Annotated in this window: 9 protein-coding genes; 8 read left to right on the top strand and 1 reads right to left on the bottom strand. The window is 72.8% G+C overall.

Features of this window, described 5'->3' with window-relative positions; genetic code table 11:
- Positions 1–156: 156 nt before the first annotated feature.
- The gene (locus tag ACIGXP_RS09725) at positions 157–1,188 is read right to left on the bottom strand and encodes an Rv2578c family radical SAM protein (RefSeq protein ID WP_399766106.1); all 1,032 of its coding nucleotides are present in this window, start codon (positions 1,186–1,188) and stop codon (positions 157–159) included.
- A 135-nt stretch (positions 1,189–1,323) separates the two neighbouring features.
- On the opposite strand from ACIGXP_RS09725, the gene ACIGXP_RS09720 reads away from it, so the two are divergent.
- The 8 genes from ACIGXP_RS09720 to ACIGXP_RS09685 all read left to right on the top strand — a co-directional run bounded on the left by ACIGXP_RS09720 (position 1,324) and on the right by ACIGXP_RS09685 (position 12,916).
- Positions 1,324–1,767: an SRPBCC family protein gene (locus ACIGXP_RS09720; RefSeq protein WP_351244431.1), complete on the top strand. Its 444-nt coding sequence runs from the start codon at positions 1,324–1,326 to the stop codon at positions 1,765–1,767.
- A 161-nt stretch (positions 1,768–1,928) separates the two neighbouring features.
- A complete protein-coding gene (locus ACIGXP_RS09715; RefSeq protein ID WP_399766102.1) occupies positions 1,929–4,325 on the top strand; it encodes an MFS transporter in 2,397 nt (798 codons plus the stop codon).
- 157 nt (positions 4,326–4,482) lie between these two features.
- Complete coding sequence (locus ACIGXP_RS09710; protein ID WP_399766099.1) at positions 4,483–6,936, top strand: SpoIIE family protein phosphatase; 2,454 nt, start codon at positions 4,483–4,485, stop codon at positions 6,934–6,936.
- 144 nt (positions 6,937–7,080) lie between these two features.
- Positions 7,081–7,794: a class I SAM-dependent methyltransferase gene (locus ACIGXP_RS09705; protein ID WP_399766096.1), complete on the top strand. Its 714-nt coding sequence runs from the start codon at positions 7,081–7,083 to the stop codon at positions 7,792–7,794.
- A 93-nt stretch (positions 7,795–7,887) separates the two neighbouring features.
- On the top strand, positions 7,888–8,721 hold the full coding sequence (locus tag ACIGXP_RS09700; protein WP_399766093.1) for a M55 family metallopeptidase: 834 nt from the start codon (positions 7,888–7,890) through the stop codon (positions 8,719–8,721).
- Positions 8,714–10,030, top strand: coding sequence for a M20/M25/M40 family metallo-hydrolase (locus ACIGXP_RS09695; protein WP_399766090.1), 1,317 nt, complete (start codon positions 8,714–8,716; stop codon positions 10,028–10,030). The genes ACIGXP_RS09700 and ACIGXP_RS09695 overlap by 8 nt, the downstream gene beginning before the upstream one ends.
- Positions 10,031–10,043: 13 nt before the next feature.
- Positions 10,044–11,996 carry a prolyl oligopeptidase family serine peptidase gene (locus tag ACIGXP_RS09690; protein WP_399766087.1) on the top strand — a complete coding sequence of 651 codons (1,953 nt, stop codon included), beginning with the start codon at positions 10,044–10,046 and terminating at the stop codon, positions 11,994–11,996.
- Entirely contained in the window at positions 11,993–12,916 is a 924-nt protein-coding gene (locus ACIGXP_RS09685) for an LD-carboxypeptidase (RefSeq protein WP_399766084.1), read from the top strand. The genes ACIGXP_RS09690 and ACIGXP_RS09685 overlap by 4 nt, the downstream gene beginning before the upstream one ends.

Raw genomic sequence — 12,916 nt, 5'->3', positions numbered from 1 at the left:
TTCGGCGGACCGCGAGGGTCACCTCTCTCGCCGCATCGTCCCGGAATGAGCGCTCTGAAGAACGCTTTGTAGGGATAGTTGACCCGTTTGGGTTGCCCGAAGCCCTCGAACGCTCCCCCCTGCGGCCGGGCGGGCCTCACCCCCTGGACGAGGCCCTCACAGGAGCGTCAGCTGCGTCGGCTCGGACACGTCGGCCGGTTCCGGCGGGCGGATCCTGCGGGCCAGGCCCGCGCGCGTGGGCCCGATCCCGTACTCCTGGGCCAGCTCGTGCACCTGACGGGTGATCCGGCGCTGGTACCACCTGGGTGCGTAGGCGCCCTCCGCGTACAGCCGCTCGTAGCGCCGCACCAGGTGCGGGTGGTGCCGGGCGAGCCAGGCCATGAACCACTCCCGCGCACCGGGGCGCAGGTGCAGCGTGAGCGGGGTCACCGAGGTGGCCCCGGCCTCCGCCAACGCCCGTACCGTGGCGCGCAGCTGGTCCGGATGGTCGCTCAGGAACGGGATCACCGGTGCCATCAGCACCCCGCAGCCGATGCCGTGTTCGCCCAGGGTGCGCACGACGTCCAGCCGGCGCTCGGGCGCGGGCGTGCCCGGCTCCACCGTGCGCCACAGCTCGGTGTCGAGGAAGCCGACGGAGACCGAGATGCCCACGTCCGTCACCTCGGCCGCCCGCACCAGCAGGTCCAGGTCGCGCAGGATCAGGGTGCCCTTGGTGAGGATCGAGAACGGATTGGCGTGCTCGGTGAGGGCGCCGATGATGCCCGGCATCAGCCGGTAGCGGCCCTCCGCGCGCTGGTAGCAGTCGACGTTCGTGCCCATCGCCACGTGATCGCCCTGCCAGCGCCGGGAGGCCAGCTGGCGGCGCAGCACCTCGGGCGCGTTCACCTTGACGACGATCTGGGTGTCGAAGCCGATGCCGGTGTCGAGGTCCAGATAACTGTGGGTCTTCCTGGCGAAGCAGTACACGCACGCGTGCGTGCAGCCGCGGTAGGGATTGACGGTCCACTCGAACGGCATGCGCGAGGCGCCCGGCACCCGGTTGAGCACCGAGCGCGCCCGGACCTCGTGGAAGGTGATCCCGCGGAACTCGGGCGTGTCGAAGGTGCGGGTGGTGACGGCGTCCGCGCCGAACAGCGCGGTCCCGGCCCGGCCGTGTTCGCCGTCCTCGGTGAGGTTCTCCCAGCGCATGACGCCCTCCTCGCTAGCACTGGGCACAGAATAGAACATGTGTTCCCATGATCGTGCGACCCCCGATTTGGGCGGCCGGGCACCGGGGTGGTTGGCTTGCCCCAACCCCGAGAAACCAGGTCCTGGAGGAACGCAATGGCGCAGGTCGAGGCCACTACGGAGCGGGTCGTCGCGGCGGACGCGGAGAAGGTGTTCGACGCCCTCGCCGACTACCGCGGCACGCGGCAGAAGCTGCTGCCCGAGCACTTCAGCGAGTACGAGGTCCGCGAGGGCGGCGACGGCGAGGGCACCCTCGTCCACTGGAAGCTCCAGGCCACCAGCAAGCGCGTGCGCGACTGCCTCCTGGAGGTCAGCGAGCCCACGGACGGCGAGCTGGTCGAGAAGGACCGCAACTCCTCCATGGTCACCACCTGGCGCGTCACCCCGGCCGGCGAGGGCAGCTCCCGGGTCGTCGTCACCACCACCTGGAAGGGCGCCGGCGGCATCGGCGGCTTCTTCGAGAAGACGTTCGCGCCCAAGGGCCTCGGCCGGATCTACGACGCCGTGCTCGCCAGGCTCGCCGCCGAGGTCGAGAAGTAGCCCGAACCCCGGGACGGTGAAGGGGCGTTGCCCCCTGGGGACCCCTTCACCGGTTCGAGTGGACCTCCCGCTCGTCCAGAACCGTGCCGTAACTCGCCGAAGTTGTTCGCAGTTGTCGCCTTACGCGGGAATTGTGACAGGTGCGACGAGGGGAGCGGTACGTGGGCGGGACGACTCTGATGCGGGACGAGCCGCTCACGGCGCCCGCCGGCGCGCCCGCGGCCCCAGGGGCCGAGACCGGCTCGCTCGGCGCCCGCCGCGTGCGGCTCGTGGTCTTGGGGCTGGTGCTCGCCCTGCTGCTCGCGGCCCTCGACCAGATGATCGTCGCGACCGCGCTGCCGAAGGTCGTCGGCGAACTGCACGGCCTGGACCGGATGTCCTGGGCGATCACCGCCTATCTGCTCACCTCCACCATCGGCCTGCCGCTGTACGGCAAGCTCGGCGACCTCTTCGGCCGCAAGGGCGTCTTCCAGTTCGCCATCGCCGTCTTCGTCGTCGGCTCCGCGCTCGCCGGCCGGGCGCAGACCATGGACCAGCTGATCGCCTTCCGCGCGCTCCAGGGCGTCGGCGCGGGCGGCCTCATGATCGGCGTGCAGGCGATCATCGCCGACATCGTGCCGCCCCGGCAGCGCGGCCGGTACATGGGCCTGATCGGCGCCGCCTTCGGTCTCGCCTCCGTCGCCGGGCCGCTGCTCGGCGGCTACTTCACCGACCACCTCTCCTGGCGCTGGTGCTTCTACATCAACGTCCCCTTCGGCCTGGTCACCCTCGCCGTCGTCACCCTCGTCCTGAAACTCCCCCGACCGCCCGGCCGTGGCCGCCTCGACGTGCTCGGCGCGCTGCTGCTCGCCGGCGCCTCCACCTGCCTGGTGCTGCTCACCAGTTGGGGCGGCACCGAGTACGCCTGGGACTCCCGGCGGATCGTCGGACTCGGCGCCGGCGCGTTCGCCGCCGTCGTCCTCTTCGTCGTCGCCGAGCGCTTCGCCGCCGAACCCCTCATCCCGCTCAGGCTGTTCCGCGACTCCGTCTTCAACGTCAGCGGCCTGGTGGGGCTCGTGATCGGCGTCGCCCTGTTCGGCGCCGCCAGCTATCTGCCGACCTTCCTGCAGATGGCCGACGGAGCCAGCGCCACCGAGTCCGGTCTGCTGATGCTGCCCATGATGGCCGGGATCGTCGGCGCCTCCCTCATCGGCGGCCAGCTCATCAGCCACACCGGCCGCTACAAGATCTACCCCGTCCTCGGCGGCGCCCTCTCCGCCGCCGGCATGTGGCTGCTCTCCCGCCTCGAAGCGGACACGCCCCGGCTGCACTACAGCATCTGGATGGCGGTCCTCGGCGCCGGCATCGGCATGGTGATGCCCGTCCTCGTCCTCGCCGTGCAGAACTCCGTACGGCCCGCCGACCTCGGCACCGCCACCAGCGCCAACAACTACTTCCGGCAGATCGGTGGCAGCGTCGGCGCCGCGGTCTTCGGCACCCTCTTCGCGAACCGGCTCACCTCCTCGCTGCACAAGGAGCTGCCCCCGCGCGCGGGCGCCGCGCTGCCCGACCCCGCCTCGGTCACCCCGCAGCTCGTCCACGCGCTGCCCCCGGCGCTGCGCGACGCCTACATCCGCGCCTACGCCGACGCGATGCCCCGGATCTTCCTCTACCTCGTCCCGGTGCTCGTCCTCGGCGTGCTCATCGCCTTCTTCCTCAAGGAGAAACCACTGGTGTCCCACCACACCACCGAGACCGGGACCGATCCCGAGCCCGAGACCGTGAACCCTCCGATCCCGCAGGCGCGTTCGCCCTACGCCGCCGCGGTCCCCGTCCGCGGCACGGTCCAGCACCCCGACGGCACCGTGGTGCCCCGCGCGGCGCTCACCCTGATCGACGCCGCCGGAGCGCAGATCGGCCGGGGCGCGAGCGGCGAGGACGGGCGGTACGCGCTCGGCACGCCCGGCTCCGGGTCGTACGTGCTCATCGCCGCCGCCGGCGGCCACCAGCCGCAGGCCGTCTCCGTCACCGTCGGCGAACGGCCCGTCGAACTCGATGTCGTCCTCGGCGGCGCCGGTCGCCTCGCCGGCAGCGTGCTCACCGCCGACGGCACTCCCGTGCGGGATGCCACCGTCACCCTCACCGATGTGCACGGCGAGGTCGTCGCCACCACCCGCAGCGGCCGCGAGGGCGGCTATGTCATCACCGAGCTGGTCGCCGGCGAGTACACCCTCGCCGCCGGCGCCCCCGCCTTCCGCCCGGCCGCCCTCCCGGTCACCGTGCAGGCCTCCCGGGAGACCCGGCAGGACATCGAACTCGCGGGCGGCGCCGTGCTGAAGGGCACCGTCCGGGCGAGCGGCGGACGGCCTGTGGAGGACGCGCGCGTCACGCTCCTGGACGCCGCCGGGAACGTCGTCGACACCCTCACCACCGCAGCGGACGGAATGTTCCGGTTCGTCGACCTCGCGTCCGGCGAGTACACCGTCATCGCCGCCGGTTACCCGCCGGTCGCAACGGTGCTCCAGGTCGCGGGCGGGGGCCGTACCGAACGGGACCTCCAGCTGGGCCACGAGGACTGAGCGGCCGCGGCGCGCGCAGGGCGCTGAGCTGCGCGCCGGTGCGATCCGGTGAAACCAATTCCAGGATTGCCACACATCGCGACCGGCCGCCGCCGTACCGTAGTTGTGGGGCGGCACAGATCGTTTGCGTACAGCCGTGGGGAGAGAGGGCCTGGCCATGGACCGTGGCAGCGAGCGGGAGACACCTCCCGGGAGCGGCGCCGACGGCGCGGCGGCGGGCCGGATTCCGCTGGCCGTGGTCGTCGTCGACCGCGACGGCCTGGTGTCCCACTGGAGCAGCGGTGCCCGGCGCCTGTTCAACGTGGGCAGGGCGGACGCCGTCGGACGGGTCGCGGCCGACCTGCTGCCCGTCTCGGGCGTCCTGCCCGATGACCTGCGCGGCGACGCGATGCCGGACGCCCACGAGGAGTACGGCGTACTGGGCCCCGGCCTGGAGGCCTCCCTCGGCGGACACACCGGCTACGCCACCGCCGGCCGCGCCCGTCTCTTCCCGCCCGCGCAGGAACCGGACGGCGAGCGGCTGGACGTGCTGTGGTGGGCCTACCCGCTGGTCGGCCCCGGACCGTCCCGGCTGCTCGTGCTCGCCGCCGACGCCACGCGGCTGCGCGAGGAGCGCGGATACGACGACGAGACCGCCGAACGCATCGCGCCCGGCTTCGCCCGCCACACCGAACTGCCCGCCCCCGAGGAACTGGAACGGCGGCTGCCCGAGATCCTGCCCAACATGGGCCCCGGTCTGAGCGGCCGCATCGTCTCGCAGGTGCTCGAACTGGGCTACCCCGTCCTGGAGTTCAGCCAGTCCGAGCGGGTACCCGTCACCCCCTACTGGGGCGTGCCCCGCCGTCCCGGACGCATCCGCACCGAAGCGGTCGTACCCCAGCAGCGGACGGCGCCGGTGGTGATCCCGGAAGGCGCCGAGCAGGACCTGGAGTACGTCGCCGTGCGCGAACGGCTGGAGTTCCTCAACGAGGTCAGCTCCGCCATCGGCTCCTCCCTCGACCTGGGTGCGACCATCCGCGAGGTCACCAGTGCCGCCGTGCCCCGGTTCGCGGACTTCGCGGGCACCCATCTGCGCGCGGCCGTCCTCGCCGGCGAGGGATTCCCGGACGGCCCGCCGGACGCCCACACGGTGATGTTCCGCGTGTGGGTCGAGCACAACGACGAACCCGGCCGCTGGGACGACACCGTGCCGGTCGGCGAGTCCTTCGCCTTCCCCGAACACACCCCGTTCTACAAGTGCATGGTCACCGGTGAACCGGTCCTCATCCCGCGGGTGACCGAGGAGCTGGGCGACCGCATCTCCGGCGAGTTCGAGAAGCGCGATCTCAGACCGCTCATCACCGGCCGCTCCCTGCTGATCGTCCCGCTCAAGGCCCGCAACGTCGTCCTCGGCTTCATGGTGCTGATGCGCCGCCCGGACCGCCCGGCCTTCGACGACATCGACCGCACCACCGGCGCCGAACTGGCCGCCCGCGCGGGCCTCGTACTCGACAACGCCCGCATGTACACCTACCAGGAGAACGTCGCCGACACCCTGCAGGACAGCATGCTCCCGCAGGTCAGCCCCCGGATGGCCGGCTGTGACATCGCCACCCGCTATCTGCCCGGCACCCGGCTCGGCCGGATCGGCGGCGACTGGTTCGACACCATCAAACTGCCCGGCTCGCGCACTGCCCTCGTGGTCGGCGACGTCATGGGGCACGGTCTCAACTCGGCCGCGATGATGGGCCAGTTGCGCACCGCGGTGCAGACCATGGCCACCATGGAGACGCCGCCCGCCCAGCTCCTGCGCAACCTCGACGACCTGGCCCGCAGGCTCGGCGACACCTACCTCGCCACCTGCCTGTACGCCGTCTACGACCCGATCCGCGGCGAGCTGCACCTCGCCAACGCCGGACACATCCCGCCCGTCCTGGTGCGCGCCGAGGACGGCAGCAGCGAACTGCTGGAACTGCCCACCGGCGCCCCCATCGGCGTCGGCGGCGTCCCGTTCGAGGCCACCCGGGTCAGGGTCCGGCCCGGCGACCGGCTGGTGCTGTGCACCGACGGCCTGGTCGAGGTGCGCGGCTGCGACATCGGCGAGGGCCTGGCCGCGCTCTGCGAGTCCGCCGCGCACCCCGCCGCCTCCATGGACGACGCCTGCGACACCATCATCCGCGCCCTGAACACGCGCGGCGGCCGCAAGGACGACGTCGCCCTCCTCATGGCCCGCCTCAACGGCATCCCCGACGACCACGTCGCCGAGTGGCGCTTCGACGCGGACCCGCGCGAGGTCGCCCGGGCCCGCCACGAGGTCCGCGCACGGCTCCTCACCTGGGGGCTGCCGCAGGCGGTTCGGACCGCCGAGCTGCTGGTCAGCGAGGTCGTCACCAACGCCGTCCGGCATGCCCGGAGCGAGCCCGTCGGGTTGCGTGTGGTCCGCACCGACGCGCTGCTGTTCGAGGTCACCGACGACGAGCCGGGCCTGCCCGAGATGCTCCCAGCCGGGCCGTACGACGAGTCGGGCCGCGGCCTGCGCGTGGTCAGCCGGCTGGCCCGGGAGTGGGGCGCCAGCGCCACCGGGCACCGCAAGACCGTCTGGTTCGAACAGGCCATCACCGGCAGAGGATGACGAGCAGGGGGCGTGCGACCTGCCGGTGCGCGCCCCCGGAGTGGTCCGGCGTCCGTACTTCCGGTGAAGGTGGCCGCGGGCCCCTTGCCCCGCCGCAGGTCCCCGCGATATCCCGATCACGGAACCGAACCGTGGGGAGAGCGCATGAACGTCTCGGACAAGTACCGCAGCAACTGGGAGAGTTACTGGAGCGAGACCTCCGACGAGGCGGGCGAGGCGATCTGGGACTGCGACCCCGCCCTGTCCGCCGCACCGCACAGCGCCCTGCTGCTGCCCCACGCGGATCCGGCGCGCACCATCGTCGACCTCGGCTGCGGCAACGGCACCCAGACCCGCTACCTCGCCACCCGGTTCGCGCGCGCCGTCGGCGTCGACCTCTCGCACGCCGCCGTCGAGCACGCCCGCCGCACCACGCAGGACGACACCGTGGAGTTCCAGCAGCTCGACCTCACCGACGGCGACGCCGTACGCGCCCTGCACGAGCGGCTCGGCGACGCCAATGTCTACATGCGGGCCGTCATCCACCAGAGCGAACCCGAGGCACGGCCCGCGGTCGCCGCCGCCGTCGCCGAGATCCTCGGCACCGAGGGCCGGGCGTTCGTCGTCGAACTCACCTCCGGCTCCCGGGACGTCCTGAAGCGCGCCGCCTCCGAGGGCCCGGGGCCCAAGCTCCAGCGCGTCTTCCACCACGGGCTCAAGCCCGCCGACGCCGACGACGACGAGATCCCGCGGCTGCTCGGTGCGGCCGGCCTCAAGGTCCTCGCCGAGGGCGACACCGCCCTGCCGCAGACCGAGCACCTGGCCGACGGCACCCGCATCGAGCTGCCGGCCCACTGGTTCGTCCTCGCCCGGGTGTAGGGCCCGCGACGGTCTTCCCCGGCCGAGAAGGCCGCCCGGCCGACGCGTCGGGGTCGTAGCCTGGCCGCTCCTCGACGCGTAACGTGACGCACCATGAAGATCCTCATCAGTGCCGACATGGAGGGAGCCACGGGCGTCACCTGGCCGGCCGACGTGCTGCCGGGCACGCCGCAGTGGGAGCGGTGCCGGTCGATGTTCACCTCGGACGTGAACGCCGCCGTGGAAGGCTTCTTCGACGGCGGGGCGGAGCAGGTTCTTGTCAACGAGGCCCACTGGACCATGCGCAATCTGCTGCTGGAGCGGCTCGACGAGCGGGTGGAGATGCTCACCGGGCGGCACAAGGCGCTGTCCATGGTGGAGGGCGTCCAGCACGGCGACGTGGACGGCATCGCGTTCGTCGGCTACCACGCGGGCGCCGGCATGGAGGGCGTCCTCGCCCACACCTACCTCGCGAACCAGATCACCGGGGTGTGGCTGAACGACGTCCGCGCCAGCGAGGGTCTGCTCAACGCGCACGTCGTCGCGGAGTACGGCGTGCCCGTCGTCCTCGTCACCGGTGACGACGTGGCCTGCGAGGACGCGCTCGGGTACGCACCGGAGGCACTGAAGGTGGCGGTGAAAGACCATGTGTCGCGGTATGCGGCGGTGTGCCGCACCCCGGCCCGCACCGCTGCCGACATCCGCGGCGCCGCCAAGGAGGCCGCACGGCTGGCGGTGCGCCACGCACCCGTGCAGGCCGGGCCGTTCACGGTCGCTGTCGAGTTCGACGCCGAGCATCTGGCGATGGCCGCGACCGTCGTGCCCGGGGTCGCGCGGATCGGGGAGCGAAAGGTGGCGTACACCAGCGCCACCATGTACGAGGGGATCAGGACGTTCAAGGCGGTCACCACGATCGTCTCGGCCGCCGTGGAGGAGCAGTATGGCTGACCAGCAGGCCGACGAACTGGCTCTGGCCGAGGTCGTGGAGTTCACCTCCGGCCTGATCCGCATCGACACCACCAACCGGGGCGGCGGGGACTGCCGGGAGCGGCCCGCCGCCGAGTACGCGGCCGAGCGGCTGGCCGGCGCGGGCGTGGAACCGCTGCTGCTGGAGCGCACGCCGGGCCGCACCAACGTCGTCGCCCGGATCGAGGGCACCGACCCGTCCGCCGACGCGCTGCTGGTGCACGGTCATCTCGACGTGGTGCCCGCCGAGGCCGCCGACTGGAGCGTCCACCCGTTCTCCGGCGAGATCCGCGACGGGGTGGTGTGGGGGCGGGGCGCCGTCGACATGAAGAACATGGACGCGATGATCCTGGCGGTCGTCCGCTCCTGGGCCCGGGCGGGCGTACGGCCGCGCCGGGACCTGGTCATCGCGTTCACCGCCGACGAGGAGGCCAGCGCCGAGGACGGCTCCGGCTTCCTCGCCGACGAGCATCCCGAGCTGTTCGAGGGCTGCACCGAGGGCATCAGCGAGTCGGGAGCCTTCACCTTCCACGACGGTACCGGCCGGCAGATCTATCCGATCGCGGCGGGGGAGCGGGGGACCGGCTGGCTGAAGCTCACCGCGCGCGGCCGGGCCGGGCACGGCTCCAAGGTGAACAAGGAGAACGCGGTGACCCGCCTCGCCGCCGCCGTCACCCGGATCGGTGAGCACCAGTGGCGCCGGAGACTCACCCCGACCGTGCGGGCCGCGCTCACCGAACTCGCCGTTCTCTACGGCGTCGAGCCCGACTTCACCGACATGGACCTGCTGCTGGAGAAGCTGGGCCCGGCGGCCAAGCTGGTCGAGGCCACCCTGTGCAACAGCGCCAACCCGACCATGCTGAACGCCGGTTACAAGCTGAACGTCATCCCCGGCGAGGCGGTCGCCTACGTGGACGGGCGCTGTCTGCCGGGCGCGGAGGAGGAGTTCACCGCCACCCTCGACCATCTGACCGGCCCGGACGTGAGCTGGGAGTTCGCGCACCGGGAGGTGGCTCTGCAGGCGCCGGTGGACTCGCCCACGTTCGCCAGGATGCGGGCCGCGGTGACGGAGTTCGCGCCCGAGGGGCATGTGGTGCCGTACTGCATGTCGGGCGGCACGGACGCCAAGCAGTTCTCCCGGCTCGGCATCACCGGCTACGGGTTCACCCCGCTGAAGCTGCCCGAGGACCTCGACCACCAGGCGCTGTTCCACGGCGTGGACGAGCGGGTGCCCGTCGAGGCGCTGCACTTCGGCGTCCGGGTGCTCGACCGCTTCCTGCGGACGGCCTAGGGGAGGGGAGACGATGCGGACGTCGCCGTACGGATCGTGGCCGTCGCCCATCGACGCGGCGCTGGCCGCCGCGCACGACGGGCAGCCGGAGTGGGTGGGATTCGTCGGGGACGAGGTGTGGTGGACCGAGCCCCGGCCGGCCGAGGGCGGTCGCCGGGCACTCGTACGGCGCACGGCCGAGGGCGTGGAGGAGGTCGTGCTGCCCGCGCCGTGGAACGTGCGCAACCGGGTGATGGAGTACGGCGGCCGGCCCTGGTCCGGGGCGGTGGGCGCCGGCGGACCGCTCGTCGTGTTCACGCACTTCGCCGACCAGCGGCTGTACCGGTACGAGCCCGGCGGCGAGCCGCGCCCGCTGACCCCCGTCTCCCCGGTCGGCGCGGGACTGCGCTGGGCGGACCCCCATCTGGACCTCGCGCGCGGCGAGGTGTGGTGTGTGCTGGAGGAGTTCACCGGCGCCGGCCCCTCGGACGTGCGGCGGGTCCTGGCGGCCGTACCGCTGGACGGCTCCGCCGCCGAGGACCGGACCCTCGTACGCGAGCTCACCGACGGCGGGCACCGGTTCGTCACCGGGCCCCGCGTCTCGCCCGACGGCCGCCGGGCGGCCTGGCTGGCCTGGGACCATCCGCGCATGCCGTGGGACGGAACGGAACTGCTCGTCGCCCAGATCGCTGTCGACGGCACACTGCATACCGTCGACGCCGTCGCCGGCGGGCCCCAGGAGGCGATCGCGCAGGCCGAATGGTCGGCGGACAACCGTCTTCTGTATACGAGCGACCGCAGCGGCTGGTGGAACCTGTACCGGGACGGCATCCCGCTGTGCCCGCGCGACGAGGAGTTCGCCGGCCCCCTGTGGAAACCGGGCCTGCGCTGGTTCGCGCCGCTGGACGACGGTCTGGTCGCGGTCGTACACGGCCGAGGGTCGACCGTACTCGGAATACTGGATACAGAATCCGGGGAGATCGTCGACGCCGCCGGACCGTGGACCGAGTTCGGCGCCACCCTCGCCGCCCACGGCGGGCGCGTGGTCGGCGTCGGCGCCAGTCCGCGCACCGCGTACGAAGTGGTCGAGCTGGACACCGCCACCGGCCGGGCCCGCGCCATCGGCGCCCGGCACCGGGACGCCGTCGACCCCGCCTACTACCCCGAGCCGCACATCCGCACCTTCACCGGCCCGGACGGCCGCGAGGTGCACGCCCACGTCTACCCGCCGCACCACCCCGCACGGACCGCGCCCGACGGTGCGGCACCGCCGTACGTCATCTGGGCGCACGGCGGCCCGACCAGCAGGGCGCCGCTCGTGCTGGACCTCGCCATCGCCTACTTCACCTCCCGGGGCATCGGGGTGGCCGAGGTGAACTACGGCGGCTCCACCGGGTACGGCCGGGCCTACCGTGAGCGGCTGCGCGGGCAGTGGGGCGTGGTCGACGTCGAGGACTGCGCGGCCGTCGCCCGCGCCCTCGCCGAGGAGGGCACCGCCGACCCGGACCGGCTCGCCATCCGCGGCGGCAGCGCCGGCGGCTGGACCAGTGCCGTCTCGCTGACCACGACCGACGTCTACGCCTGCGGCACCATCGTCTACCCGATCCTCGACCTGGCCACCTGGGGCCCCGGCGAGACCCACGACTTCGAGTCCCGCTACCTGGAGTCACTGATCGGGCCGCTCGCCGAGGTGCCCGCCCGGTACGCCGAGCGGTCGCCGACCGCGCACGCCGACCGGCTCACCGTGCCGTTCCTGCTGCTGCAGGGCCTGGACGACGTGATCTGCCCGCCCGCCCAGTGCGAACGTTTCCTCGCCCGGATCGCGGGCCGGGGCCTGCCGCACGCCTACATCACCTTTGCGGGGGAGGGACACGGGTTCCGGCGGGCCGATACGATGATCCGCGCCCTGGAGGCCGAAATCTCCCTGTACGCCCAGGTGTTCGGGCTGGACGTGCCCGGTGTCCCCAGACTGGAGCTGCACTCGTGAAGGAACTGACACGGCCGAAGCGGCTGGCCCCGGGCGCCCGGGTGGCCGTCGTCGCCACCAGCGGGCCGGTGCCCGAGGAGCGGCTCCAGGCAGGGCTCGACGTGCTGCGCGGCTGGGACCTCGACCCGGTGGTCGGACCCCATGTCCTGGACCGGCATCCCGAGTTCGGCTACCTGGCCGGCACGGACGCCGATCGCGCCGCCGACCTGCAGAACGCCTGGTGCGACCCGGCGGTGGACGCGGTGCTGTGCGCCCGCGGCGGATACGGGACCCAGCGCATGGTCGACCTGCTGGACTGGGAGGCGCTGCGGGCGGCCGGGCCGAAGGTCTTCGTCGGCTTCAGTGACCACACCGTCCTGCACGAGGCCTTCGCCACCCGCCTCGGGCTGGCCACGCTGTACGGGCCGATGGCGGCCGGCGCCGACTTCGTCAAGAACACCCGGGCGCAGGAGCATCTGCGGGCCACGCTCTTCGCCCCCGAGACCGTCCGCACCATCGCCTCCGGCGGCACGGCCCTCGTGGCCGGCCGGGCCCGCGGTGTCACCCTCGGCGGCCTGCTGTGCCTGCTCGCCGCGGAACTGGGCACCCCGCACGCGCGTGCCTCGGCCGCCGGCGGGCTGCTGTGCCTGGAGGACGTGGGCGAGGAGACGTACCGGCTGGACCGGTATCTCACCCAACTCCTGCGCGCGGGCTGGCTGGAGCAGGTGCGCGGGGTGCTGCTCGGCTCCTGGGAGGAGTGCTCCCGCTACGAGGAGATACGGCCGCTGCTGGCCGACCGGCTGGGCCCGCTCGGTGTACCGGTGGTGGAGGAGTTCGGCTTCGGCCACTGCGCCGGCGCGCTGACGATACCCTTCGGCGTCGCGGCCGAACTCGATGCGGAGACGGCCACGTTGACGCTCGACGAGCCCGCGCTGCGCTGA

Source organism: Streptomyces sp. NPDC053069 (assembly GCF_044546895.1).
Classification (GTDB): Bacteria; Actinomycetota; Actinomycetes; order Streptomycetales; family Streptomycetaceae; genus Streptomyces.
This window is presented reverse-complemented; position numbering and strand designations above follow the sequence as displayed.